This is a genomic window from Nitratireductor lacus, from assembly GCF_056431025.1.
On sequence record NZ_JBWKMB010000016.1, the window covers coordinates 86694 to 112751 of the forward strand.

General features: G+C 61.7%; 28 protein-coding genes. 20 read left to right on the plus strand and 8 right to left on the minus strand.

The window, feature by feature from the left end; genetic code table 11:
* Window positions 1–20: 20 nt before the first annotated feature.
* The 4 genes from AC07E3_RS14870 to AC07E3_RS14885 are packed head-to-tail and all read left to right on the plus strand — an operon-like array spanning window position 21 to window position 3365.
* Window positions 21–971, plus strand: a complete 951-nt coding sequence (locus AC07E3_RS14870) for an ABC transporter permease (RefSeq protein WP_336071405.1) — start codon at window positions 21–23, stop codon at window positions 969–971.
* The gene (locus AC07E3_RS14875) at window positions 968–1819 is read left to right on the plus strand and encodes an ABC transporter permease (RefSeq protein ID WP_478362972.1); all 852 of its coding nucleotides are present in this window, start codon (window positions 968–970) and stop codon (window positions 1817–1819) included. The genes AC07E3_RS14870 and AC07E3_RS14875 overlap by 4 nt, the downstream gene beginning before the upstream one ends.
* Window positions 1816–2622: an ATP-binding cassette domain-containing protein gene (locus AC07E3_RS14880; protein ID WP_478362974.1), complete on the plus strand. Its 807-nt coding sequence runs from the start codon at window positions 1816–1818 to the stop codon at window positions 2620–2622. Before AC07E3_RS14875 ends, AC07E3_RS14880 begins: the two co-directional genes overlap by 4 nt.
* The gene (locus AC07E3_RS14885) at window positions 2619–3365 is read left to right on the plus strand and encodes an ABC transporter ATP-binding protein (RefSeq protein WP_478362976.1); all 747 of its coding nucleotides are present in this window, start codon (window positions 2619–2621) and stop codon (window positions 3363–3365) included. Before AC07E3_RS14880 ends, AC07E3_RS14885 begins: the two co-directional genes overlap by 4 nt.
* Before the next feature lie 23 nt (window positions 3366–3388).
* Here AC07E3_RS14885 and AC07E3_RS14890 read toward each other — a convergent pair whose 3' ends face one another.
* The 7 genes from AC07E3_RS14890 to AC07E3_RS14920 form a co-directional block, all read right to left on the minus strand.
* Entirely contained in the window at window positions 3389–4246 is an 858-nt protein-coding gene (locus AC07E3_RS14890) for an endonuclease/exonuclease/phosphatase family protein (RefSeq protein WP_478362978.1), read from the minus strand.
* Window positions 4243–5391, minus strand: coding sequence for a sn-glycerol-3-phosphate ABC transporter ATP-binding protein UgpC (gene ugpC / locus AC07E3_RS14895; RefSeq protein WP_478362980.1), 1149 nt, complete (start codon window positions 5389–5391; stop codon window positions 4243–4245). Before ugpC ends, AC07E3_RS14890 begins: the two co-directional genes overlap by 4 nt.
* 20 nt (window positions 5392–5411) lie before the next feature.
* The gene (locus AC07E3_RS14900; protein WP_223006427.1) at window positions 5412–6329 is read right to left on the minus strand and encodes an ABC transporter permease subunit; all 918 of its coding nucleotides are present in this window, start codon (window positions 6327–6329) and stop codon (window positions 5412–5414) included.
* 10 nt (window positions 6330–6339) lie between these two features.
* Window positions 6340–7224 (minus strand): ABC transporter permease subunit, encoded by an 885-nt coding sequence (locus AC07E3_RS14905; protein ID WP_223006426.1) that lies wholly within the window; start codon window positions 7222–7224, stop codon window positions 6340–6342.
* Window positions 7225–7306: 82 nt separating this feature from the next.
* Window positions 7307–8635: an extracellular solute-binding protein gene (locus AC07E3_RS14910; protein WP_336071190.1), complete on the minus strand. Its 1329-nt coding sequence runs from the start codon at window positions 8633–8635 to the stop codon at window positions 7307–7309.
* Between the two features lie 125 nt (window positions 8636–8760).
* Window positions 8761–9609, minus strand: a complete 849-nt coding sequence (locus AC07E3_RS14915) for a metallophosphoesterase (RefSeq protein WP_478362982.1) — start codon at window positions 9607–9609, stop codon at window positions 8761–8763.
* 148 nt (window positions 9610–9757) lie between these two features.
* Window positions 9758–10651 (minus strand): helix-turn-helix domain-containing protein, encoded by an 894-nt coding sequence (locus tag AC07E3_RS14920; RefSeq protein WP_336071188.1) that lies wholly within the window; start codon window positions 10649–10651, stop codon window positions 9758–9760.
* A 210-nt stretch (window positions 10652–10861) separates the two neighbouring features.
* Between AC07E3_RS14920 and AC07E3_RS14925 the strand changes: the two genes are divergently transcribed.
* The 16 genes from AC07E3_RS14925 (at window position 10862) to AC07E3_RS15000 (ending at window position 24826) form a co-directional block, all read left to right on the plus strand.
* Window positions 10862–11887: a TRAP transporter substrate-binding protein gene (locus AC07E3_RS14925; RefSeq protein ID WP_336071187.1), complete on the plus strand. Its 1026-nt coding sequence runs from the start codon at window positions 10862–10864 to the stop codon at window positions 11885–11887.
* Window positions 11888–11981: 94 nt separating this feature from the next.
* Window positions 11982–12479, plus strand: a complete 498-nt coding sequence (locus tag AC07E3_RS14930) for a TRAP transporter small permease (RefSeq protein ID WP_223006423.1) — start codon at window positions 11982–11984, stop codon at window positions 12477–12479.
* Window positions 12479–13765 (plus strand): TRAP transporter large permease, encoded by a 1287-nt coding sequence (locus tag AC07E3_RS14935; RefSeq protein ID WP_478362986.1) that lies wholly within the window; start codon window positions 12479–12481, stop codon window positions 13763–13765. The genes AC07E3_RS14930 and AC07E3_RS14935 overlap by 1 nt, the downstream gene beginning before the upstream one ends.
* 26 nt (window positions 13766–13791) lie before the next feature.
* Window positions 13792–14610, plus strand: coding sequence for a dihydroorotate dehydrogenase electron transfer subunit (locus AC07E3_RS14940; protein WP_478362988.1), 819 nt, complete (start codon window positions 13792–13794; stop codon window positions 14608–14610).
* The gene (locus AC07E3_RS14945; protein ID WP_478362990.1) at window positions 14604–15548 is read left to right on the plus strand and encodes a dihydroorotate dehydrogenase; all 945 of its coding nucleotides are present in this window, start codon (window positions 14604–14606) and stop codon (window positions 15546–15548) included. Before AC07E3_RS14940 ends, AC07E3_RS14945 begins: the two co-directional genes overlap by 7 nt.
* Window positions 15545–16828: a hydantoinase/carbamoylase family amidase gene (locus tag AC07E3_RS14950; protein ID WP_478362992.1), complete on the plus strand. Its 1284-nt coding sequence runs from the start codon at window positions 15545–15547 to the stop codon at window positions 16826–16828. Before AC07E3_RS14945 ends, AC07E3_RS14950 begins: the two co-directional genes overlap by 4 nt.
* A gap of 101 nt (window positions 16829–16929) precedes the next feature.
* On the plus strand, window positions 16930–17625 hold the full coding sequence (locus AC07E3_RS14955; protein ID WP_336071182.1) for an orotate phosphoribosyltransferase: 696 nt from the start codon (window positions 16930–16932) through the stop codon (window positions 17623–17625).
* 19 nt (window positions 17626–17644) lie between these two features.
* The gene (locus AC07E3_RS14960; RefSeq protein WP_336071181.1) at window positions 17645–17971 is read left to right on the plus strand and encodes a hypothetical protein; all 327 of its coding nucleotides are present in this window, start codon (window positions 17645–17647) and stop codon (window positions 17969–17971) included.
* A 171-nt stretch (window positions 17972–18142) separates the two neighbouring features.
* Window positions 18143–18628: a TRAP transporter small permease subunit gene (locus AC07E3_RS14965; protein ID WP_478362995.1), complete on the plus strand. Its 486-nt coding sequence runs from the start codon at window positions 18143–18145 to the stop codon at window positions 18626–18628.
* The gene (locus tag AC07E3_RS14970; protein ID WP_478362997.1) at window positions 18625–20175 is read left to right on the plus strand and encodes a TRAP transporter large permease; all 1551 of its coding nucleotides are present in this window, start codon (window positions 18625–18627) and stop codon (window positions 20173–20175) included. Before AC07E3_RS14965 ends, AC07E3_RS14970 begins: the two co-directional genes overlap by 4 nt.
* Window positions 20176–20199: 24 nt before the next feature.
* A complete protein-coding gene (locus AC07E3_RS14975; RefSeq protein WP_223006417.1) occupies window positions 20200–21258 on the plus strand; it encodes a TRAP transporter substrate-binding protein in 1059 nt (352 codons plus the stop codon).
* A gap of 98 nt (window positions 21259–21356) precedes the next feature.
* Entirely contained in the window at window positions 21357–21758 is a 402-nt protein-coding gene (locus tag AC07E3_RS14980) for a hypothetical protein (RefSeq protein WP_478363000.1), read from the plus strand.
* 65 nt (window positions 21759–21823) lie between these two features.
* Window positions 21824–22318, plus strand: coding sequence for a copper chaperone PCu(A)C (locus AC07E3_RS14985; protein ID WP_478363002.1), 495 nt, complete (start codon window positions 21824–21826; stop codon window positions 22316–22318).
* Window positions 22318–22923 (plus strand): SCO family protein, encoded by a 606-nt coding sequence (locus AC07E3_RS14990; RefSeq protein WP_478363004.1) that lies wholly within the window; start codon window positions 22318–22320, stop codon window positions 22921–22923. Before AC07E3_RS14985 ends, AC07E3_RS14990 begins: the two co-directional genes overlap by 1 nt.
* 10 nt (window positions 22924–22933) lie before the next feature.
* Complete coding sequence (locus tag AC07E3_RS14995; RefSeq protein WP_478363006.1) at window positions 22934–24361, plus strand: PepSY-associated TM helix domain-containing protein; 1428 nt, start codon at window positions 22934–22936, stop codon at window positions 24359–24361.
* Between the two features lie 90 nt (window positions 24362–24451).
* The gene (locus AC07E3_RS15000) at window positions 24452–24826 is read left to right on the plus strand and encodes a hypothetical protein (RefSeq protein WP_025029349.1); all 375 of its coding nucleotides are present in this window, start codon (window positions 24452–24454) and stop codon (window positions 24824–24826) included.
* A 14-nt stretch (window positions 24827–24840) separates the two neighbouring features.
* Here the strand turns inward: AC07E3_RS15000 and AC07E3_RS15005 are convergent, their stop codons facing one another.
* A complete protein-coding gene (locus tag AC07E3_RS15005) occupies window positions 24841–25851 on the minus strand; it encodes a sugar-binding transcriptional regulator (protein ID WP_223006412.1) in 1011 nt (336 codons plus the stop codon).
* Window positions 25852–26058 lie beyond the last annotated feature (207 nt).

Genomic DNA, 26058 nt, shown 5'->3' on the forward strand with positions numbered 1-26058 from the left:
AGGTTCCGATCCTCGTTTATATCGCCCGGCGGCTCGCCATTCTTTTCTTCTCGCTTCTGGCGGCCTGTGTGGTTCTGTTCATACTGCTCAGGCTTCTGCCCGGTGATCCGGCGAATTCGCTGATCTCCGTGGGCGCCGACGAGGCGCAGATCGCAGCCGCGCGGCGGCAGGTCGGCTCCGATCTGCCGCTTGCCCAGCAATTCGTCCAGTTCATCACCAGCCTGGCGCGTTTCGACCTCGGCACGTCCTTCATCAGCCGCACGCCGGTGCTGCCCGAAATCATGGACCGGCTGGCAGTCACGCTTCCGCTGACCGTGCTGTCGTTCCTGCTGGCGCTCGTGATTGCCGTGCCGCTCGGCATCCTCTCGGCGGTCAAGGCGGATCGCTGGTATGGCGCGGCCATCTCGGTCGTCTCGCAGCTCGGCATCGCCATCCCCGTCTTCTGGGTGGGCATTCTTCTGGTCACGCTGTTTGCCGTCAATCTGCGGCTCTTCCCCTCCGGCGGTTTTCCGCCGCGCGGCTGGGAAACGCCGGTCGAGGCGCTGCGCACGCTGTTTCTGCCGATCCTCACCATCGCCATCGTGATGTCCGCCTCGCTTCTGCGCTATGTGCGCTCGGCGACACAGGATGTGCTTGGAAGCGACTATCTGCGCACGGCGCGGGCGCTTGGCGCAGGCTTTTCCGAAGCGCTGGTGCGCCACGGCATCCGCAATGGCGCGGTGCCGGTCATGTCGATCCTCGGCATCGAGCTTGCCACGGCGCTGCTTGGTGCGGTGGTGGTGGAGCGGGTGTTCAACCTGCCGGGGCTTGGCTCCATGCTGTTGCTTGCCATCGAGCAGCGCGATTATCCGAACATTCAGGGCGTTCTCTTCATCTCCACGCTGCTCGTTCTTCTTATCGGTTTTCTGGCCGATCTCGGCCAGCGGCTGGTCGATCCGAGACTGCGTGAAAGCCGCGGAGCGCGGTCATGAGCGGGCAGGTGGAAACGGCGACGGTGCCGAACAGGCGCGGTTCGCTCACGCTTACTGTCGGGCTGGTTCTCGTCGGACTTCATGTGGCGGTCGCGGTGCTGACGCTGATGTGGACGCCCTACGACCCCACGGGCATGGCGGGCGGGCGGCTCGAAGCGCCGTCACTTGCCCATTGGGCCGGCACGGATCGTCTCGGGCGCGATCTCTTCACGCAGATCATGATCGGCTCGCGCATCGCGCTGATCGTCGGATTCGGTGCGGTGGCCATAGCGGCGACAATCGGCGTCACGCTTGGCGTTCTGTCGGCCTTCGCCACGCGTTATCTCGATGACATTCTGGCAGCCGCCTTCGACATTCTGATCGCTTTCCCAACGCTGCTTCTGGCAATGCTGGTGGTCGCCGCCACCGAGAGCGCCAGCCTGTTTTCGGCCACGCTGGCGCTGGGCATCGCCATTTCAGCCATTGTCGCGCGGCTGACCCGCATTCTCGCCAAGCGTGTTCTGTCGATGGATTACATCACCGCCGCGCGCACGGCGGGAGCCTCCTGGCCGAGCATCGTCTTCCGTCATCTCCTGCCCAACATATGGCCGATGCTGGCGGTGAATTTCGCGTTGCAGTTCGGCCTCGCGGTCATCGCGGAGGCTTCGCTTTCCTATCTCGGTCTTGGCGCACCGCCGCCCAACGCCTCGTGGGGGCGCCTGCTGCAGGAGGCGCAGGGCACTGTCTACACCGCGCCCTTCGGGGCCATTGCGCCGGGCATCGCGCTGGTCACGCTGGTGATCGGCATGAACCTTCTGGCCGATGGTCTGCGCGACGCGGGCGACCCGACCCGGAGGGGCCGGCGATGAGCCTTCTCGACATTCGCGGCCTGACGCTTGCCACTGGCGGTCAGACACTGGTTTCCGACGTCTCCTTCTCCATCGCGCCCGGCGAACGGCTTGGCCTGATTGGCGAATCCGGTTCCGGCAAGTCGCTCACCGCGCTTGCCACCATTGGTCTTCTGCCGCGTGGGTTCCGGGTCGAGGGCTCCATCCGGCTCGACGGCCACGAGGTGGTGGGAGCATCCGAAAGCGCGATGATCGCCCTGCGGGGTGCGGCGGCGGCCACGGTGTTTCAGGAGCCGCTCACCGCGCTCAACCCCTTGATGAAGGTTGGGAAGCAGGTTGCAGAACCGGTCTTCCGCAGGCATCGCCGCGCGGGTGAGGCGGTTGACCGCGCAGCCGTCGCGCGCGAGGTGCGGTCGCTGCTTGAGCGTGTTTCCCTGCCCGACATCGACCGGATCGTGAAGTCCTATCCTTACGAGATTTCCGGCGGCCAGAGACAACGCGTGGCCATTGCCATGGCGCTCGCCTGTCGCCCGAAACTGCTGATCGCGGACGAACCCACCACGGCGCTCGACGTGACCACACAGGTGGAAATCCTCGATCTTCTGTCCGGTCTGGTGCGCGAAGAAGGCATGGCGTTGCTTTTCATCAGCCACGATCTGCCGGTGGTGGCGCGCGTGACGGAGACTGTCGTCGTGCTGCGGCGCGGCGCGGTCATCGAACGGGGTGAGGTCCATACCGTGTTCGATGAACCGAAACACGAATACACGAAGGCGCTGGTCAATGCGGCCACCGCATTCGACAAGGCGCTGGGGCCTGCACGATGAGCCTGATTTCACTCGACAACGTGTCCTTTGGCTACTCGCGCAAGCAGCAGGTGCTGCACGATGTCTCGTTCAGCCTTCGTGCTGGTGTGAACGTGGGGCTGGTGGGGGAATCCGGCTCCGGAAAATCCACGATCCTGAAGCTCCTGCTCGGGCTGGCGCGTCCGACCGGCGGACATATCCGTTTTGGCGAGGCCGAGCTCAACCCGCGTGACCGCGCCTTCATGCGCGGGTACCGCAAGGCGGTTCAGGCGGTTTTCCAGGACCCCTATTCCTCGCTCGATCCGCGCCAGAAGGTGCAATCGATCATCGCCGAGCCATTGCGGGCGCTGCGTATCCCGGGCTCTCATCAGGAGGCGATTGAGAAAGCGCTCCACGATGTCGGCCTGCCGGCAGACGCCATCGACCGCTATCCGCATGAGTTTTCCGGCGGTCAGCGCCAGCGCATCGCCATCGCGCGCGCCATCGTCGCGCGGCCGCAACTCATCCTTGCCGATGAGGCGGTGAGCGCGCTGGATCTCTCGACGCGGGCGCGCATCGTCGATCTTCTCAAGGCGCTTTCGGAAGAGATGACGATCCTGCTCGTTTCGCACGATTTGGCCGTTGTCGCGGCGCTTTGCGAGGAGATCGTCATTCTTGAGAACGGGCGGGTCGTCGAAAGCGGCAGGACCGCCGACATTCTTGCAAACCCCGCGCACCCCTATACGCAGAAGCTGCTTGCGAGCGTGCCGCGGATGCCGGCCTGAGGCCGGCACCCGCTAAATACGCTTTATTGGTCGATCTCGACCCATAGCGGCTGGTGGTCGGAGCCCTGCGCATCCATGTCGATCCATGCACGCTTGACGCTCTCGGCCATGTTCGAGCTCACGACGCAATGGTCGATTCGCACGCCCGTGCCGATGAAGCTAACGCCTTCATCCTCATCATTACCGGCGGCCACCCATGCATCGGTAAACCCGCCATCCTGCACGAGGCGACCATGCTTCTCCGAGCGGTCGCCGATCAGCAACGCATATTCCTCGCTGTCGGGCGTGAAATTGAAATCGCCCATCACGATGGTGCTTTCGGGCACGGGCGGCGGCGGGATTTCATACCAGTCGCCCGCGATCTTTCCGCCCCATGCCGAACCACGATGGGAGGCGTTGAGGAGCAGGTCCATCGCATGATGCACCTGCGGCAGCCGCGTCTGCGGGCCGATATGATCGAAATGGACCGAGCAGAAGCGCAGCGGGCCGGCGTCCGTCACGATCACCGTTTCAATCATTGCGCGCTGCTGGTGATACTGGTTCGTCAGCGCCATCTTGGGCAGAAGATGGTTCATGGAGGAGAGGATCGGCCAGCGCGAAAGCACCATGTTGCCGACCTGCCGCCGGCGATGCGTGACCGTGCCGTCATCGGCGACGATCGAGGCGTCGATGTCGATGCCGGGACCATAGACCCAGTGATAATCGGGCAGGCGTGCGCCGATCTCCTGCGCCTGATGGACGAGGCCGGTGCGCGGGAAGTGGGTTTCCACTTCCTGCAGCGCGATCAGGTCCGCACCCTCAAGTTCCGAGACGATGCGGTCGAGGTTGAACTGCTCGTCCTTCCCTTTGGAATACTGGATGTTGTAGCTGACGAGCTTCATTGAATGGCTCCGGCAAAATGGGGTTGGCTGACTGCGGCGGATTTGTCGGCACGGCCGGCTGCCGCCACGATGCGCTTTTCGGTCGAGGGGTCGAAGAGATGCACGCTTTCAGGCGCAATCGAAAGCGAGCAGGGTGTGCCCGGCTTCGGGTGACTGCGCCCGGCGGAATGGAGCACGAAATCGCGCCCGGCGAGACGGCCATGCATGAGCCGGCCGCTGCCCTGTTCTTCGGAGAAATCGAAGGCGACGGTCAGAAGGTGCGGGTCGTTGGCTTCCGGCACGATCTTCAGATCCTCGGGGCGCAGGCCCACGATGACCGACTGGCCGGCGATGCTCCTGCCGATGTTGGGGTCTATGGGAAGGCGGAATTTTGTGTTGTCGATCACCGCGAAGGTTCCGTCTTCGGACACGCCGCAGGGCAGGAAATTCATGGCCGGCGAGCCGATGAAGCCGCCGACATAGACGCTGGCAGGCGCGTGGTAGACCTCTTCGGGCGTGCCGACCTGCTCGATCCGGCCCCCGTTCATCACCACAAGACGGTCTGCGAGCGACATGGCTTCCACCTGATCATGCGTCACGAAAACCGAGGTGGCCTTCAGCGCGCGGTGCAGGCGGCGGATTTCAAGACGCATCTGCACGCGCAGCTTGGCGTCGAGGTTGGAAAGCGGCTCGTCGAACAGGAACACTTTCGGCTCGCGCACGATGGCGCGGCCCATGGCAACGCGCTGGCGCTGGCCGCCCGACAGCTGCGCCGGCTTGCGGTCGAGAAGCTGGTCGAGACCGAGGCTTTTTGCCGTGGCTTCCACCTTCTGCATCCGCTCCGTCTTGCGCATACCGGCAACCTTCAGGGCATAGCCGATGTTCTGTGCCACGGTCATGTGCGGGTAGAGCGCGTAGTTCTGGAACACCATGGCGCAGCCGCGCTCGCGGGGTTCCAGCCTGTTGACCACCGTGTTTTCGATGGCGATCTCGCCAGCGCTGATTTCTTCAAGTCCGGCAATCATGCGCAGAAGCGTGGACTTGCCGCAGCCCGAAGGGCCGAGAATGACGATGAACTCGCCATCGTGAATATCGAGGTCGACACCGTGGACGACCTGGTTCTTGCCGTAGAATTTCTCGACTTTGCGAATGTTGATATCGGCCATGACGACAGCCTTTCCTAACGTTATTTTTCGGTGCTGATGAGGCCGCGCACGAACCAGCGTTGCATCAGGACAACGACGAGCAGCGGCGGCAGCATGACGATGAGTGTGCCGGCCATGGCGACGTTCCAGTCGGCAATGGCGTCAGGGCCGGGGATGAGACGGCGCAGCTCCATCACCACGGTGGAGTAGTTGGCCCGGTCGGTGATGATCAGAAGCGGCCACAGATACTGGTTCCACGCATAGACGAACATGATGGTGGCAAGGGCCGCGATGTTGGTGCGCGACAGCGGCAGAAGCACTTCGATGAAGAAGCGGAACGGGCCGGAGCCGTCCATCTTGGCCGCTTCCACCAGTTCGTCGGGAATGGTGAGGAAGAACTGGCGATAGAGAAATGTGCCGGTCGCCGTCGCCACCAGCGGCAGGATCAGGCCGGTATAGGAATTCAGCATGTTCCATTCGAGCGAGAGCTCGACGCCAGAGATCTGCGCGATGAGCCAGCTTATGCCCGTTGCATCGAGAATGGTCTGGAACGGGTAGAGCGCGTTGGCGGCCACTGAGTAGGTGGGCACGATGCGCACTTCCAGCGGCAACATCAGGGTGATGAAGATCACCCAGAAAAACACCATGCGCAGGCGGTAGTTGAAGAACACGATGGAGAAGGCGCTGATGGCCGAGATGATCACCTTGCCGATCACGACGGCGATGGCGACGATCATGGAGTTCATGAACTTCACGCCGAATTCTGCGCGGGTCCATGCGGCGGTGAGGTTGTTCCACAATTCACCGCCCGGCAGGTAGTGCACGTTGGGCGAGTTGACCTCGGCCACCGTCAGCGTGGCGGCAACGAATGCGAGCCAGATCGGCACGATCAGAAGCAGGGCGCCGGCGACGAGGATCACATGCGTGAGAATGTTGAGGAGTGGGGTGCGTTCGATCATGGCTGGCTCCTCACGTGTAGTGCACGCGGCGTTCGATGAAGCGGAACTGGAAGAACGTCATGAGGATGACGAGCCCCATGAGAACCAGCGATTGCGCGGCGGCACCGGAATAATCGAGCCCCTGAAAGCCATCCACATAGATCTTGTAGACCATGAGCTCGGTGGCGCGGGCCGGACCGCCCTCGGTGAGAATGTCGACGATGCCGAAGGAGTCCGTGAAGGAATCCGTCATGTTGATGACCAGCAGGAAGAAGATGGTCGGCGCGAGCAGCGGCAGTTGCAGGTCGAGCATGCGGCGCATCACGCGCGCGCCATCCATGGAGCCGGCCTCGATCAGCGAGCGCGGAATGGACTGCAGCCCGGCCAGAAAGAAGATGAAGGAATAGGAGACCTGCTTCCACGCCTGCGTGATGATGATCGCGGTCATGGCGTCGACGCCGGAGAGCGCCGGGTTCCACAGGCCGGGCGACAGCGTGTTCAGATAGGCAAAGACACCGGACTGCGGATTGAAAAGAAAGCGGAACGCGAGCGCGGCGGCTGGTGCCGCGATGGCATAGGGCCAGATCATGCCGACGCGGAAGAAGCGATAGCCGCGCAATTGCCTGTCGGCGAAGAGCGCCAGCACCAGCGCGATGGACATGGCAAGCCCGGTCGAAAGCACGGCAAAGACGATGCTGCGCCAGATCGAGGCCCAGTAGGTTTCGTCGGAGAACACGGCCTTGAAATTGTCGAGCCCGACCCATTGATTGCCGCCGCCGAAGGGCTGCTCAAGGGTGAAGGCCCAATACATGGCCTGCGATGCCGGCCAGTAGAAGAACACGAAGATGATCAGCAACTGGGGGGCAATGAAGAGATAGGCCAGCCAGTTGGCCTTGAAATAAGCGCGCTTTTGCATGGACGTTCCGGGGGTTGCGGAGACAGGCTGAAATGGTTGCGCCACGGCTCGGTGAGCCGTGGCGCAGCGTGTTTGGCCTGCTTCAGGGAAGCGTCTTGCCTGCGTAGGTGCGCTCGAATTTGCGCAGGATCGTGTTGGAGCGGCTGACAGCGTCGTCCAGCGCCTCCTGCGGGGTCTTCTGGCCGCTCAGGACTGCCTGCATCTGCGAGGTCCACTCGGCGCGGATCTGCACGAAGTTTCCAAGACGGATGCCGCGGGTCAGTGGCGTGACCGGCGTGTAAGTGAGGGATTCAATGGCCTTCTCGCGGCCCTTGTAGGGGCGCTCGTCGTAGAAGCCTTTCTTGACGAGATAGTCGAAGCCTTCGTCAGTCACCGGAATATAGCCTGTCACCGTGCTCCAGAATTCGGCGGATTCGGGCTTGGCGAGGAATTTGAAATATTCGGCAGCGCCGCGATACTGTTCATCGGTCTTGCCGGAAAGCGTCCACAGCGATGCACCGCCCACGACCGAGTTCTTGCGCTCCGTGCCTTCATAGACCGGCAGCATGGCCACGTCCCAGAGGAACCCTTCGCCGACCTGCTCGGTGACGGCCTGGTGGCTTGCGATGGAACCGAAGTAGTGCGCGCACTCGCCCGCTGCAAAGGCATCGCGCTCGGAGAGGCCGGTTTCACGGGTCTTGATGACCAGAAGGCCCTCGTCGATCCAGCGCTTGATGTTCTTCATGTGCTTTGCATGAAGCGTGGTGTTGAACACCACTTCGGCGTCGAGGCCGTCATAGCCATTGTTCTTCGTGGCGATCGGCTCACCATGAACCATGGAGAACTGCTCCAGGTCGACCCATGAGGATGGCGCATAGCCAGCGGGGCATGCGCTGCCGGCTTCCTTGAGCTCGCGCAGGACCTGCTCATACTCTTCCCAGGTCTTCGGCGCCTCGTCGCGGCCGATTGATTTGTAGGCGTCGACGTTCCAGTACATCATCGCCGTCGAGGAATTGAACGGCATGGACCACAGACGGCCCTGCGAATCCGCATAATAGTTGGCGATGCCCGGGAAATAGGAATCCCAGTTGATGTCGATGCCATGGTCTTCCATCAGCTTGTAAGCCGGGTAAACCTGGCCGGAGAGCATCAGGTCAGGTGCCGAGACCTCAACACCCTGCACGATGGTGGGGTGCTTCTTGGCGCGGAAGGCGGCGATGGTGTTCTGCAGAGCCGTGGCATAATCGCCCTGGCTGACGCAGGAAATTTCGTATGTGTCCTGGGAGGCGTTGAAACGGTCACAGGTGGCCTGAACCTGGTCGCCTAACTGGCCTGTCAGGCCATACCAGTATTCGAATTTCACCTTCTCGGCCATGGCCGATGTGGACAGTGCCAACAGCGCGAACGCGCTTGCGATGAATGTCTTTTGCATCTTGGTTTCCTTGGGTGGAAGAAGCGGTCGCCGGCACCAATACCGGTCGCGCCTTGGCTATCGGTGCGCCTTGACAGTCGGGTGACCGCGAAATGAAACTTATTTGACAGTGCCCGGCTATATTATTAGCCGACTACTTTCTCGCGTTCGGCACTGCCTTCCGCATGGTTGCGCCGTTTGCCGAACAGGCCGTCGGCCATTTCCGCGTGACGGTGAATGTAGTCATGGAAATGCACGAGCGTGCTGTGCTCGTCCGCCAGAACCACGGCGTACTGAGCGGGGCCATCGAGCCGCAGCGGCTGGCCGGGCATGCCTGGCAGGTGCGCGTTGACGTCGTAGTGGTTGCCCGAAATCGTGGTCAGCGGGATGCCGTGCCACAGGCCCGTCGTCTGCCGGTGCACATGTCCGGCAATCACCTGACGAATGTCGGGGTGCGTCTTCAGAACATCGCGGAACCTGTCGGATTCCTGCAGCTTGATCTGGTCCACGGGCATGTGGAGATCGTTTGCATGGTGGTGCATGACGATGATGACGGGCTGGTCCTTCGCCTCTTCGAGGCGTGCAGCGAGCCATGACAGCCGCGTTTCGCACAGAACGCCGCTGACAATCTCCGGCTCGGAGGAATCGATGACGATGACGCGATAACCCTTTGCATCGATGGCCTTCTGGATATGGCCGTTTTCATCGTCGTGCAGGGTGCCGAACACCTGCTTGAACCGGTCTCGGTGATCGTGATTGCCGAGGGTGGGCACGACCGGCATTTTGAGCTGATCGATCAACCGGTCGAGAATCTCATAGGCGGGAACTTCACCGCGATCGGCAAGATCGCCGGCGAAGATGCAGAAATCCGCGTCGCCATGGTTGGTGTTGGCGCTGTCGATAGCCGCCTGAAGGCGCCTGGTCGTGTCCAGGCCGTTTGTGGCGACACCCTCGGGTGAAAGGTGAATGTCGCTCATGACGATGAATTTCAGCATGACTGTCCCGCTTTTGTGTTGGGTCTTGTTTCATGGGCCGGATGGCCGATGAGCAGCGGGTATCATTTCTCCGTGTCGGGCAACTGACAGATTTGTTGCGGCTGCACGACAGTGCGGTGACTGGAGGCGTGGAAGCGGATGAGAAGCTTCAGGCTTCGGCGGGGATCGCGTATTTCTCGATCATGGTTTCGAGATAGCTCGCCGCTTCATCGCCCTTGAGCGCGTCGCCCCAGAGGCCCTCGGCGATGTCTTCATGCAGTTTCATCGCTTCGGGAGCGGAGGTGATGAGCGCCACGCCGACACGAATGTTCGGCTGTTCGCCGAGCCGGAAGGGGCTGATTGCCAGCACCGATCTATCCTGCTGGCGGAATATCTGGAAACTTGTCGCCGGGACCGGTTCGCGCACAATGCCGATCTGGATGCCGATAGGCTGCTCGCGCAGCATGGAAAGAATGTATTCGGCCTCGCGGCGCGCCTGCAGGCGGCGCTTGTTCACCACGTCAGGCGGCAGGTCGTGCCGTCCGATGAGGCCGTGAAGCAGAAACCCTTCCAGATCGGACGAGGCGATGAGGCTCACGATCAGCGGGCGGCGCAGGCGAAACGCCTTCTTTCGTGCCCGCAGAATGTCGATCAGCGCATCCACCACTTCGCCCGAAAGCCCCTCGGGATCGATCTCGGGCGGCACGGATTCCCGCAGCACTTCCTGCAGCGCGTCGTCATAGGCATCCGAGGTCAGTAGATAGGAGACGGGACTGAACAGGCCGATCACCTGCTGGCAGTCATCTTCAAGCTGGCGCATGCGCTCAAAGAAGGCGATGGCGCTCGACACATATTCCACGCCCACGCCCATCAGGCTGGGCAGCGAAACGCCCAGCTCGTCGGCGATGCTCGTGAGCATCTCGATCTTGCGGATTTCGCCTTTCTCGGCGCGGTAGAGAGCGGCGCGCGAGATGCCGAGCTTCTCTGCCAGTTCGTCGGGAGCAAGGCCCTTGCCGAGACGATACGCGCGCAGCCGGGCACCGATGTCGCTGAATCTGATCAAGTCGCCCTGTGACACGCTTTTTTCTCGCAAGTTCCAGTTCCTTCCGTTATCGGGTGCCCTGTATCGGGTTGTCAACGAAGATGCTCAAATAAGCGTTGAAAGCTCATAAATTGGACAAAAGTGCAACCCGTCTCAATTTTGAGAATTTCGTTGACAGGCTATTTCGGGGCTCGTAGTCTGCGTTTTCAAAAAAGCAATGGAGGCGGAACAATGAAACATCTCATTCGCAAACTGGCTGCAACGACTGTTATGGGCGTGGCTGGCGCGGCATTCGCGACAGGCGTCTGGGCGGCGGATTTCGTGGCCAAGATCGGTCATCTGGAATCGGCGCAGCAGTCGCGTCACGTTCATCTTGAAAAAGTGGCCAAGCTGGTCAATGAGCGCACCGACGGTGCAGTTGAGTTCCAGCTCTTCCCGCAGGGCCAGCTCGGCCAGCAGCGCGAGATGACCGAGGGCGTTCAGCTTGGCACGCTCGAGGCAACCGTCGCGCCGGCAGCCTTCCTCGGAGGTTTCAACCCCGCCGTTTCGATCATGGACATTCCGTTCCTGCTTCCCGACAATGACGAGACCGCGCAGAAAATCCGCGGCGGCGCATTCGGTGAGGCGCTCTGCGAAAGCTTCAATTCGCGGGGTGTGACCTGCATCGGCCTGTGGCCGAACGGCAAGAAGAACTTCACCTCTTCCAAGCCGCTCGCAAGCCTTGAGGACTTTGCCGGCCAGAAATTCCGCGTGATGGATTCCAACATTCTGATCGAGCAGTTCAACTCGCTTGGCGCTTCGGCCATCGCGCTTCCCTTTGGCGAGCTCTATACGGCGCTGCAGACCGGCGTGGTCGATGGCGAGGAAAACCCGCTCGACACCATCCAGCGCATGAAATTCTACGAAGTGCAGAAGCACCTTGTCCTGTCCGACCACGGAGCGATGGAGGACGTGATCCTCTTCAATCCGGCCTGGTGGGCGAGCCTTCCCGAAGAGCATCAGAAGACCATTGTCGATGCCTTCAACGAAGTCATTCCCGAATTGATCACCCACAAGGCCGAGGCTGTCGCTGCAGCACTTGAGGAGATCAAGGCATCCGGCATCGACATCCGCGAGATGAGCGACGATGAAAAGGCCGCGTTCCGTGACAAGATGTACCCGGCCGCGCGCGCCGCTTACATTGAGCGCGCCGGCGAAGAGGGCGAGAAGCTGATCGCCATCTACGAAAAGGAATATGAGGCGGCAGGCGCAAAGTAAGCGCCGCCTCTTACCTGAACCAAAGCATTGACTTTCATATGCCGGGCTCCCTCGCGGGCCCGGCAGCGGTTCCCTTTTTCCAAGGATTGAGACGTTGAAAGCACTTGCCATCATCAGAACAGCCGAGCGCATAGCAGCGGTCTCCATCTTCCTGGTCATGGTCGCGCTCTATTTCGCCAATGTTCTGGCGCGTCAGGTCGGTGGCACGTTTGCCTCCGAGTTCGCCTGGGTAGAGGAAGCCGTGCGGCTGATGAGCCTCTTCCTCGTGTTCCTCACGGTCGGTCTTGCCCTTGAGAAGGGGCGTCATGCCGGCGTTCATACCTGGCGCGACCGCATTGCGCGGGCGACAGGGCTGCCGCTGAGAAAGATCATCGATGCGGTCGGCTTTGTGTTCTGCATTTATCTTGTCTGGCTCGGCTACCAGATGACCGCCTTCGTATACGGCATGGGTCAGAAGAGCCCGACGCTGAACATCCCGGTCTTCTGGATCTATCTCGCGCCCACCATCGGTTTTGCGCTTATGGCGCTGCGCTTCGCGCTCAGCTTCTTCGGCCGCATCGATCGCTTCGCCGGACAGGCGTCGGAGGAATAATGATCCTTTTCGCACTCGTCATCATTGTCGCGGTTCTGCTGCTGGTCCTCGGTTTCGAGATGTTTCTCGTGCTGGGCGTGCCGGCGCTCATGATCAAGGAATTCTTCTACGGCAACCTGCCTGATCCGGTGGTCATTCAGAAGGTTCTCGGCGGCATCAACCACACGACGCTTCTGGCCATTCCCTTCTTCATCCTTGCGGCCGAACTGATGGGCGAGGGGCAGATCGCCCGCCGCCTCACCGGGCTCGTCAAGGTGCTGGTCGGTCATCTGCGCGGCGGCATGGGCTACACCACCATTGGCGGCTCCATGGCGTTCGGCTCGGTCTCCGGCTCCGCACCGGCCACCGTCGCGGCCATGGCGCGCATGGTCTATCCGGAAATGCGCAAGGCCGGTTTCAGCGACAAATTCTCGCTCGGCCTCATCGTTTCCAGCGCCGAGACGGCGCTGCTCATTCCGCCGTCCATCACCTTCATCATCTATGGCTGGATGACAGGCACCTCGGTTGCCAAGCTGTTTGTCGGAGGTCTTGCCGTCGGGCTGGTGCTTGGCCTCGCCTTCGCCATCATGGCGGCGCTTGAAGCGCGCCGCTCCGGCGTCGAACGCGGCCCGCGGACAAGCTGGCGCGAGCGTCTTGTCGCAATCCGGGAGGCCGGCTGGGCGCTGGGCATGCCGATCATCATTCTGGGCGGCATTTACAGCGGCTATTTCACACCCACCGAGGCGGCGGCCGTCAGCGTCGTCTACGCCATTTTCGTGGAAGGTGTGATCTTCCGCGAGCTCACCTGGCGCAAGCTTTTCGCCGTCACGGAGCGTGCGGCCATCTCCACCGCGATCATCTTCATCCTTCTGGCGATGGGCGGGCTGCTTTCCTACTTCATCACGCTGGCGCAGGTGCCTTCGGCGATCACCGCGTTTCTTGAAGCGATCCACGCCGGGCCGGTCATGTTCCTGTTGATCGTGAACATCAGCTTCCTGATTGCGGGCATGTTCATCGATCCGAATTCGGCGCTCCTGATCCTCGTGCCGCCGCTTTATCCGGTGGCTCTGGCGCTCGGCATCGATCCTGTCCATTTCGGCATGATCGTTACGCTGAACATCTCAATCGGCATGATCACGCCGCCCTTCGGGCTCGACATCTTCGTGGCGTCCTCGACGCTCTCCAAGCCGGTTCTGACGATCATTTCGGGCCTGTGGCCCTTCATCATCGCGAACCTCATCGTGCTGGCGATCATCACCTATGTGCCGGACATTTCCACCTTCCTGCCACGCCTCGTGTTCGGATGACGGGAATGCCAGAAAGGATTGAACCGATGGACGATATACCGTCAATCAGGGCGTTCGAGCTGCCGCTTTCGGTCAAAAGCAACGAGCCGGTGAATGGCGAATACCGTCTTCTGGTTCTTGCGGCGCCGCACGACATCCTGAAGCGCTGCCGTGCAGGGAAGTTCTTTCATCTTCTGTGCCCGCAGGCCGGCGGTGAGACACCCTATCTGCGCCGACCCATGAGCATTTACGGCTTCTATCCCGAGAAGGGAGAGCTGCATTTCCTCTACAAGGTGACGGGTGCTGGAACCCGCGCGCTGGCCTCGCTGGCGCTGGGCGACAGGCTGAATGTTCTCGGTCCCCTGGGCGAGCCCTTCACCATTGCCGACGATTGGCAGAACCTCGTTCTGGTGGCGCGAGGGGTTGGGCTTGCGACACTTGCCCCGCTGGCGCTGGAGGCCAACCGTCTTGGCCGCAGGCTCACCGCGATCTGCAGCGCGCGTCATCCCGATTATCTGATGTCGACGGATTATTTCGCGTCGCTCGGCGCGGATGTCATCACGCTGACCGATGCGGAAGGCACATCGGATCTCGACAATCTGGAAAAGGTCATCGAGGGGCTGATCGCGGCCGGTCGCGCCGATGCTTTCTACACCTGCGGCTCCAACCGCATGCTCAGGCTGTTGCAGACCATCGGCGAGCGGCACGGCATACCCGGCCAGATCGCGCTGGAGCAGCAGATGGCCTGCGGCATCGGCATGTGCCATTGCTGTGTTCGCCCGTTCAATCGTGGCGACCGTCAGGTGCATCTGAGGGTATGCCGCGAAGGTCCCGTCTTCGACATGATGGAGGCGATCGCATGGTAGATCTTTCTGTCGATATCGGCGGGCTCAGGCTCAAGAACCCGATCATGCCGGCATCGGGCACCTTCTCCGAGGATCTCGCGGAGGTGTTCGATCTCGACCGGCTTGGCGCGCATGTGACCAAGACCATCACCCGTGGCTGGCGCGACGGCAATCCGACGCCGCGCGTCTGCGAGGTGAACGGATCGATGCTCAACTCCATCGGCATTCCGAGCAAGGGCGTGGGGGCTTTCATCGAGAAGGTCGTGCCGTTCTATGCGCATTACGAGACGCCGCTCGTCGTCTCCATTTCGGGCAACACGGCGGATGAATTCGCAACGCTGTGTTCCGAGGTCAGTGTTCTCGGCGTTGCGGCCATCGAAGTCAACATTTCGTGCCCGAACATCGAAGAAGACGGCAAGGCGTTCGCCATCCGCCCGTCTTCCACCCATGACGTGATGCGCAGGCTGCGCGCGGCGACCGACCTGCCGCTCTGGGCAAAGCTCACACCCAATACGGGTGAAACCTCTGAAGTGGCGCGCGCCGCTGAAGAGGGGGGTGCCGATGCGCTGGTGGTGGCCAACACCATCCTTTCGATGGCCATCGACATCAACACGCGCCGGCCCAAGCTTGGCAATCTCATGGGTGGCCTGTCCGGCCCGAGCCTCAAGCCCATCGCTCTGCGCATGGCCTATCAGTGTGCGCGTGCGACCAAGATTCCCGTCATTGGTTGCGGCGGCATTTCCACGGTGGAAGACGTGATCGAATATCTGATCGCCGGGGCATCCGCCGTTCAGGTCGGCACCGCCACCTTTATTCACCCGACGATCATGCTGTCGCTGATCGATGGTCTGGAAGACTGGCTTTCCAACCAGGGGCTTTCCTCGGTGAAAGACCTGATCGGCACGGTGATCGATGGCGAACAGGATGAGGCGGTCGTCTTCATGGAAGCAGCGCCATGAACGCGCAGCCCGCTCCGCTCGCCGATGTCCGGGCGCAGGATCACGCGCTCGCCGCGCGCCTTTTCGACGATGTGGCGCGTCTTTCGCCGGACGTGGAAGGCGTCAGTCGTCCGGCCTTTTCCGAGATCGAGACGCGGACGCTGAAATATCTTGAAGACGTAGCGAAGACCGAGGGGCTGGCGGTCTGGTACGATGCAGGTTGCAACGCGCTTTTCTCGCTGCCTGAGGACCGCGATGCCGAGCGTGTCGTCGTCGTCGGCTCCCATGTGGACAGCGTGCCATTCGGCGGGAATTTCGACGGGCTGGCCGGTGTTGTCGCGGGGCTCATCTGTTTGATCCGCGCCCGGCGCGAGGGGCGCCGCTTTGCAAAACCGGTGCATGTGCTCGCCATGCGTGGCGAGGAAAGCGCCTGGTTCGGCCCGTGCTATATCGGCTCGAAGGTGCTGACCGGCACGCTTTCAAAGCGCGAGCTTGAAGAAACCCACAAGGGCGATGGTCGCACGCTGGAAGAGCACATGGCCGATATCGGCCTGCCGGTCGAAGATATCCGGGCGCAAAAGCCACTGATGGATGTCAGCCGCATGGAGGCCTATCTCGAACTTCACATCGAGCAGGGGCCGCTCCTGATCGGCAAGAACATTCCGGCGGCCGCTGTGTCGGGCATTCGCGGCAATATCCGCTACCGCTCGATCACCTGTCACGGCGAGGCCGGACATTCCGGCGCGGTGCCGAAGGCCTATCGGCGTGATCCCGTGCTTGCCATGGCCGATCTTCTGGTGCGGCTCGATGAAAGCTGGACGACGATTCTGAACAAGGGCGACGATCTTGTGCTCACCAGCGGTGTCGTGGCGACCGATCCGGAAAAACATGCCATGTCCCGGATCCCCGACCGTGTGTCGTTCAGCCTCGACATGCGCAGCCAGAAGCCGGAAACGCTGGACGACATGCGCGCGCTTCTGAAGAGCGAAATACGCGAGATCGAACGCGACCGGCGGGTGCGTTTCGAGCTTGGCGAAGAGCTTCGTGTCGAGCCGGCGCTGTGCGACAGGGGGCTGGTCGCAGGCCTTGAAGAGGCCATGCGCCAGGTCGGACAGGAGCCCTTCGTCATGCCGAGCGGCGGCGGGCACGACGCAGCCGTGTTCGCTGCCGCCGGCGTTCCCTCCGCCATGGTGTTCGTGCGCAACCGGAATGGCTCGCACAATCCGCAGGAAGCGATGGAGATCGACGATTTCCTTGCCGGCGTGGATATCCTTTCTGCTTTCCTTGCGAGGGCGGAGTGACAGTGCGGAGTCTTCTGGAAACGAATCTCCTCATTGCCGGGCTGGCTCAGGCGGGAGATTGCTGTTAGCGAAAAGGCCCGATCAACGAACAGGACCACGACATGTTCTCCAACACCTTTCCCGACCAGTCCGCCATTTCGCAGATGGTCGCCCGCATGCTTCTGGAGATCGAGGCGGTGCATTTTCGCGCCGAGCAGCCGTTCACCTTCACGTCTGGTCTTGCAAGTCCCGTCTATATCGACTGCCGCAAGTTGATCTCCTATCCGCGCGTTCGCGCTGCGATCATGGATTTTGCCGCTTCCGTCATCTTCCGCAATGTTGGTTTCGAGCAATTCGATGCGGTGGCAGGCGGCGAGACGGCTGGCATTCCCTTTGCAGCCTGGCTTGCCGAGCGCATGGGCCTGCCGATGCAATATGTGCGCAAGAAACCGAAAGGCTTTGGCCGCGATGCGCAGATCGAGGGTGCATTGAGCGAAGGCGCGCGCGTGCTGCTGGTCGAGGACCTGACCACCGACGGCGGCAGCAAGATCAAGTTTGCCGAGGCCGTGGCGCGCACCGGCGCGCAGGTCACCGACACCTTTGCCGTGTTCTATTACGACATCTTCCCCGACACGCCGAAGCGGCTTGAAGCTGCCGGCATGCGGTTGCATCATCTGGCCACCTGGTGGGATGTGCTCGCTGTCTGCAAGGAAGAAAATCGCTTTTCGCCGGAAACGATCGCTGAGGTCGAAAAATTCCTGAATGCGCCGACAGAATGGTCGGCGAACCATGGCGGCATTTCAGAACTGCCGCAGTAAATCCCAAAGGACCTGGATCATGTTTGAGACGTTTTTGAAGGATCTGAACGAGCAGGGCGGAAGCGTTCGCGCCTATGAAGGCTGCGCGGTCAAGGCCCACGCCCGCATCACCAGCGAGCCGGAAAACGCCGCTGCCCTTCTGCTCATCGCCTATGCGGCGCAGCGTTTCGTGGAAGCCTATGACGACCAGCCGCTCACCATGACGGCGGCGGACGAAGAGCTGGAGCTCTTCACCGAGATCGTCAACACGCTCGATGCGGCTTTCAAGGACGGGTCCGAGGCTGAAAAGCTGTCCGCCCTCAACAAGGCTTCGGCGCGTCTCGCTGCGACGATCAAAGCCGGATAACAGGCTCCAAACCACTGGCATGTCACGCGCTCGCCGGGTTTCTCCGGCGAGCGATTTCGTTGTGCGCCGGTCACGGGCAAATACCCGTTTCCTTTCCTCCACGCATGCGATAGCTTCGCGCCCGAATTCGCATGGGAGCCCGGTTTGCATCTGTATTTGAGGTTTTGCGCCGTGCTGGATCGGCTGGCGACGGCGTTTTGTGTCCTTGCCTGCCTGGCTCTGACGGCCAGCGTGCTTGCCATCGTGGTGATGCGCTATGGTTTCGGCATCGGCTTCATCGAGCTGCAGGATTTCGCCTCCTACACATTTGCCGTGCTTCTGATCTTCTCCGTGCCGGTCTGTCTTCGCAGGGGCGGGCATGTGCGCGTTGAGGTTCTTTCTGAGAATCTTTCACCCACCTACGCGCGTATCGCGGATGCGGTTGCGGTGCTCCTGTTTCTCATGCCGGTGTTCGGGCTGATCATCTGGGCCGACTGGGCGGATCTCGCCTATTCCTGGTCCATCCGCGAGGCTTCGGTCGAAACGGGTGGGCTTCCAGGCCTGTTCATCGTCAAGACGGCCCTGCCGCTCGGGGCTGCGATGATGATCCTGCAGGGGATCGCCATGGTGCTCGCGCCGGACGCACAACGCATCGCCGAAGACGAGCCGGCCCTATGACCCTTTCGGAATTGTTTCTGTGCCTGATGCTGGTCGGGCTGTTCGCCGGCATTCTGAGTGGCATTCCGGCCATGCTCGCCATTGCCGGTGTGCCCTTTGTCGTCGCGGTCATTGCCAGCCTCTTCGGCGCGTTCGATCTGTCCTTTCTGGATTTCTTTCCAAGCCGCGTCTGGGGCGTGATGAGCAACACGCTTTTGATGTCGGTGCCGCTGTTCATTCTGATGGGGGTGGTGCTGGAGCGGTCGCAGCTTGCCGAGCGCATGCTCGAGGTCCTGCGCGAGATGCTTGGCGCATCGCCCCGCGGCCTTGCCCTTTCCGTGTTGCTCTTCAGCGCGCTCATTGCGGCGTCCACCGGCATTGTCGGCGCAACGGTTGTCATGCTCGGCCTCGTCAGCCTGCCCGCCATGCTGCAGGCGGGGGTTTCGCCGCGCGTGTCGAGCGGCATCATCTGTGCCAGTGGCACGCTGGGCCAGATCATTCCGCCGTCCATCCTGCTCGTGCTTCTGGGCGACCAGATCGGCAACACCTATCTGGAAGCGCAGCAGAAGGCCGGCAATTTCGCGCCCGACGCCGTGTCCGTGGGCGATCTCTTCGCCGGCGCGCTTTTGCCGGGGCTGCTGCTCGTTGGCCTCTATGGTATCTATATCCTGTTTACTCTGCGCGGCGCGCACACGGCCATTGAGAATACCAGCCGCAAGCGGGTTCCGCTGAGCCGTATCCTTGGCGTTTTCCTGCCGCCGCTCCTGCTCATTCTGGCAGTGCTGGGGTCCATTCTCGGCGGTGTGGCGACCACAACGGAAGCGGCCGGCCTTGGCGCCGTGGGCACGATCCTGCTCGCCGGTTACACGCGCGGCGGTGTTGGCCGCATCGGGCGGGGCGTCATCCTCTCTGCCGTTGTCGCGGGCGGCGTTCTGGTGCTCCTGCGCGCTTTCGGGTTTGTGCCGCCATCCGGGCTTGGCACTTCGGCCGGCTTCGTTGCGCTCCTTGCTGCCACGCTGATCGCCGCAGGCGTCGCCTTTTCCGGCTGGCGGCTGATGCGTACGGATATTCTCGTTCCAGCCGTCATCGATACGCTGCGCATCTCCGGCATGGTGTTCGGCATCGTCATCGCGGCCTCCATGCTCTCGCTGGTGTTTCGTGGTTTCGGCGGCGACGAGCTGGTCGCGGGCTTTCTGGAGCAGGTGCCAGGCGGCAAATGGGGGGCGCTTGCCCTCGTTATGGTGGTTGTCTTTTTCCTTGGCTTCATCCTCGAAGCCGTGGAGATCATCTACATCGTCGTTCCCTTGCTCGGCGCGCCCATTCTGGCCACCGATTTCTCGCCCGTCTGGTTTGCCGTCCTGCTCGCCATGAACCTGCAGACCTCGTTTCTGACGCCGCCCTTCGGCTTCGCGCTTTTCTATTATCGCTCGGTTGCGCCGCGCAGCATCACGACCCTGGAGATCTATCGCTCGGTGATCCCGTTCGTGGCCATACAGCTTGTCGCTCTGGTGCTTCTCATCACATTTCCGGCTGTGGTTACATGGCTGCCGGACATGCTCTTCAGATAGTCGTTGTTCAGGAGGAAACCCGACATGAAACGCAGAACATTCCTTACGGCTGGTGCCGGCGCCACGGCTGCGGCGCTCGCCACCCCGGCCATTGCGCAGGGCAAGATCGAGTGGAACCTGCCCACCAGCTTTCCCAAGAATGCGCCGGGCGTGGGCACCAACGTCACCGGCTTCGCCGAAAAGGTGGCCGCCATGTCCGATGGCCGGCTGACCTTCAAGGTTTTCGGTGGTGGCGAGCTGGTGCCGCCCTTCGGCGTGGAGGATGCCGTGCAGCAGGGCAAGGCCCCGGTCGGGCACAACCCGCCCTATTATGCCGCCGGCAAGAACCCGTCGCTGCACTGGTTCACCGCGGTGCCCTTCGGCATGACGGCAGCCGAGCATTATGCATGGCTGCGTTATGGCGGCGGTCAGGAGCTGTGGGACGACATCTACGCCCAGCGCAACCTGAAGCCGCTTTATTCCGGCAATTCCAACACGCAAAGTGCAGGCTGGTTCAAGTCCGAGATCAAGTCGCTGGACGACCTCAAGGGTCTCAACATGCGCATCGCCGGCCTTGGCGGCGAGATGTATCGCAAGCTCGGCGTCAACGCCGTTCTGATGCCTCCGCCGGAAATCTTCCAGGCGTTGCAATCGGGTGCGCTTGACGCGGCTGAATGGGTCGGGCCGTTCCTCGATCAGGCGTTCGGCCTGCAGAAGATCACCAAGAACTGCTACCTGCCGGCCTATAACGAGCCGAGTGCGGCGCTTGCCATCGTTTTCAACAAGGACGCATGGGCCGAGCTTTCGCCCGACCTGCAGGCGATCTGCGAGGCGGCTGCTCTCGCAGCCAGCCAGGAGGCCCTTGCCCAGTTCGATTATCACAATGCCCGCGCCATGGCCGCGCTCGAAGCCGAGGGCGTCATCTTCCGCGATGTGCCGGACGATGTGGCCGAAGGGCTCAAGAAGGCATGGGAAGAGGTTCGTGACGAACTGACCGCCCAGAGCGAAGATGTTGCCCGCGTGCGCGAGAGCTATGACACCTTCCTGGCGGAAAGCGTGAAATACGCCAACGCCATGAACCTGCCGCTGCTCAAGCGGCGCTAGGAGTATCCGATACCGCAGTGGGCGGTTTCCGCCCACTGCGGTCCGGCTGCCGCATTCGTCGCAGTGACACTTTTGTCGAAATGTGTCACGAAGCTTCCATGAAGCCGATGCGTGACATGCTGAAGGATCGCCTTGCGACTGGCCTGATTGCCGGTCTTCTGGCCTATTTCCTCATCATGCAGGGTTTTGCTGCTGCCTTCGCTCAGGGTGCGATGGCAGGCACTGGCGGCATCCCCGGTTTCATTATCTGCACGCCGAGCGGCATTGGCCTTGCCGAAAGCGATGGGACTGCGCCGGCGCGCAGCGTGCATGACTGCTGCACCGCGCTTTGTCAGGCAGGCTGTGCCGTATCGCCGGCCCTGCCGGGTGAACATGCGGGGCTAGACTGTGCCTCCCGTGATGCTTTCTCCATTGCGCGCCTGCCCGGTGCGCTGGTTCTTCATCCTGTTGCGCTTGGCTTTCTTGCAGAGGCGCGCGCGCCACCGGCTTTCTCCATCTGACGCATTGAATCATGAAAACGTCCACGGGTGACCGTGGCCGGTATCTGCGCTTATGGAGACAAGACATGCGCATTTTGACCCGTACCCTAACGGCTGCAATGCTGTTCATTGCCGCCCCCGCATTCGCTGGCGATTACACGCTCGGCAAACTGGAGCTCGACCAGCCCTGGACCCGTGCGACACCGCCCGGTGCCAAAGCTGCAGGCGGCTTCGTTACCATCGTCAATGGCGGTGAAGAAGACGATCGGTTGGTCAGCGCCGAGGCCGCTTTTGCGGGCCGCGTGGAACTGCACACGATGGACATGGCCGATGGTGTCATGAAGATGCGCCATCTTCCCGATGGCATCCCGGTGCCGGCGGGCGAGACGGTCAGTCTCGCCCCGGGCGGCCTGCATGTGATGTTCATGGAACTGAAGGAGCCGATTGCCGAGGGCGCGCCGGTTCCCGTCACGCTGACCTTCGAGAAGGCGGGCTCAATCGAGGTGGAGATGTCTGTGGCGAAACCGGGCGCACCTGCCCCTGAAGGCCACGGTCACATGCACGGCGAGAGCAAGAACTGATGTCTCGCCGCTCGCTTTCAATCCTGGCCGGCGCGGTTCTCGCGCTGGTCCTTGCCATCGTGGCTGTGGCGACGATGAACATCACCTCCGGCGGCAGGGCCGGCGGGGGAACCGGCACCGCCGATATTGGCGGTGCGTTCACGCTCACCGGAGAGGACGGAGAGACCGTCACCGAAGCTGATTTCCTTGGCAAGCCCACGGCGATCTTCTTCGGTTTTACCTTCTGCCCGGATGTCTGCCCGACCACGCTATTCGAGCTGTCAGGTCTGATCGAGGCGCTCGGACCGGACGCGGACAGGCTGAACTACGCCTTCGTTTCCGTGGACTGGGAGCGCGACGGGCCGGAAGAGCTCGCCCGGTACACGTCGAGTTTTGATGATCGGATCCGGGGGCTTTCCGGAACAAAGGAGCAGATCGAAGCCGTAACCCGGGCTTACCGCGTCTATTACAAGAAAGTCCCGACGGAAGGCGGCGAATACACGATCGATCATACGGCATCGGTCTATCTGATGAACGCCGAAGGCGGCTTCGTCGGCACGCTGTCCTACGGCGAGGCGCACGATTCCATGCTGGAAAAGCTGAAGCGTCTGGCAACGCAGGGCTGAGGGGGGGATTATGAGCAATACCGATACACAGGTGCTCTCCGACCTGCCGACGCAGGATGCGACGGAGAGGACGCTGACGCGCAAATTCTATCTGGCGGCATGGCGCTGGCATTTCTATGCCGGTCTCTATGTTGCACCTTTCCTGGTGATGCTGGCCGCCACTGGGCTCATCATGCTTTGGGTGAGCGCCATTGATGGGCGTGATGGCGAAAAGATTGCCGTGACGCCGCAGGGTGCGCAGACCAGCATTCTTGCACAGGCCTCCGCCGCGCAGACGGCGCTGCACGAAGGCCATGTGGTCGAATATATCGCGCCGACCGCTGCTGACCGCGCCGCCGTTTTCCGTGTCGATAGCGGAGGTGAGGCGATGATGGTTGCCGTCGACCCCTACACAGCCGAGGTACTGGACATCTGGAACAGGCAGGCGGGCTGGTACGACTTCGCATCTGACATTCACGGAACGCTGCTGATCGGCGATTTGGGTGACCGGTTGATCGAAATTGCCGCCGGTTTCGGTATCGTCCTGATCGTGACCGGGCTTTATCTGTGGTGGCCGCGTGACGGGCAAGGGCCTGGCAAGGCGCTTCGCCCCGATTTCGGTGCGCGGGGCCGCTCGTTCTGGAAGTCGCTGCACAAGACCACCGGGCTCTACACCGCTCTCATCCTTCTTGTCTTTCTCATCAGCGGCCTGTCCTGGGCTGGCGTCTGGGGAGAAAAATTCGTTCAGGCATGGAGCACCTTTCCGGCGGAGAAATGGGACAATGTGCCTCTTTCCGACAAGACGCATGCCTCGCTCAATCATGGAGCGATCAAGGATGTGCCCTGGGCGCTGGAGCAGACGCCGCTCCCCGCGTCGGGATCTGATGCAGGCAGTGCCGGGCTTCCGGCTTCCGGTCCGTTCAATCTCGATGAGATCGCCGCATTCGGGCGCAGCCTTGGCTATGAGGGGCGTTTTCGCGTCGCCACGCCGCGCGGCGATACGGGCGTGTGGACACTTGCTCAGGATTCCATGAGCAACGATTCCACCGACCCTGCATCCGACAGGACGGTGCATATCGACCAGTATACCGGCAATGTCCTTGCGGATGTGGGCTTTGCAGATTATTCGCCGGCGGGCAAGGCAATGGCAGTCGGTATCGCCTTCCACGAAGGCGATATGGGGCTGTGGAACCTCGTTCTGAACACGGTTTTCTGCCTGTCCGTCATCTTCCTGTCGGTCAGCGGCCTCGTCATGTGGTGGATGCGCCGGCCCTCGCGCGTGCTGCGGCTCGCCGCTCCACCGCTACCGGCCAACCTTCCTCTGTGGAAAGGGGCGGTGGTCGTGATGCTTCTGGTGTCACTGCTGTTTCCATTGGCGGGCATCACGCTGCTGGCCCTTCTTGCGTTTGATGTGCTGGTGATCCAGCGTGTTAAACCCCTTGCACGCCTTCTTGCCTAACGCGTTGTTTGAAAGTGGTATCGCCGGGCGGCGCTTTCCGATTGAGCGCCGCCCGCTCTCGTCCTATGATCGCCGCGAATGGAGAGTGCGATGCAAAGCGAAAAGCCCCCGAGAGTTTCGTCTCTGATCAACAAGGTTCTGGCCAACGCGCCGCAGCCGAACGATATTCGCCTTCTGGCGCAGCGCCTGCATGACCACGCGCTCGAGCCGCGCTCGACGCCGGAGGAGACGCAGGCGCTCGTGACGGATCTGGGTTACAGGAACATCGCGGCCTTTTGCGAGGCTGCCGGTCTTCCGAGCCATCTTGCGGATCGCTGGGAGCGTTTCGGCATTTCCGGCGAGATGCGTCAGGTGCTTTTGCTGCTCGCGGCCCAGCGCCGCGCCATGGTCGAGGCGGTGCGCGAATTCGAGACCATCACGCATGTGGGCCTCGATGATTTCATGCGTGAGCGCGGTCTGATCTGACTGCCTGCCGGCTTTCAGAGCCGGTCTTCATCTGCCTTTTCAAGCAGCATTCTTGCAGTAGCGGCATCCGTGATGAGTGCCGCTGCAGACACCGTGCGCAGGGCCGCCAGGATTGCGGAAACCTTCTGTTCGCCGCCGGCAGCGAGAATGACATGCGGAATGCGTGCCACGACATCGAGATCGATCGCCATGATCCGCTGATTCACCTCATGGTCGACCATCTGTCCCGCCGCATCCACGAAATAGCAGAGGATGTTGGCCACCGCGCCCCTGTCGCGCAGCGGTTCGATCAGTGCCTTTGGCACGATGCCGTGACGGAAGATCGTCGCGTCGGGTGAGATCGCACCCACGGTCAGGAGCGCCATGTCCGCCCTGGCGGCGCGCTCGCGCACGTCGCGCAGGGATGGCTGTTCCCACAGGCGCTCGCGCAGGTCTGGATCATCCACCACCACCGGCGCGCTGATCTGGTAGCTGTCCACTTTGAAGCGCTCCGCCACCTTGGTGGCGACAATGGAGGGATTGACCCATTTGGAATGCGGCAGGCTGCCCACGAGACCGATCACGGTCGAGCCGGTCAATTCGCGCTGCGCCATGAAGCTCAGGCTCGAATGCAATGTCGCGCCGCCGCCGATGGCCAGCGTCATGCCGGGCTTCATCTGCTCTTCGAGATAGCGTGCCACGGCATGCCCGATCGCCCGCTCGAGATTGTCTTCTTCCTCCGGGGCGGGCACCACGATGGCGCTTTTCAGGCCCCAGCGCTTTTCCAGTTGCCGCTCCAGCGCCACCTGCTCGGCCGTATCGGCGTTGATCGTGGTCACCACCATGTGGCTCTCGGCACTGGCAGCGAGCGCCCGCATCACCTTCATCCGGCTCACATTGAGCAGGCTGGCGATCTTTTCCTGCGTCAGGCCTTCCACATGATAAAGCCAGGCCATCTTCACATTGATATCGGCGGAAGACAGCGTCGGCTCGTCTGCCGGCTTCTTTTTGCTTTTTCGCGGCACGGCGGTGATTCCCTCTCTCATCGCGCAATGGTTTTAGCACAATGCAACTCCGCCCGTGGTTCCTTTGGTCGGCAAATATGCGAAATTTTATTGCGTTCTTTTGTTATTGACGAAAAACATATGTTCATATTCAATGTCCGAGCGCTTTTGTTACAAGCCTGTCATATTGCGCATGCAGGGGAGGAGCTCCGGTGCGAGATGCCCGGAGATGCAAACAGAGGAGTTATC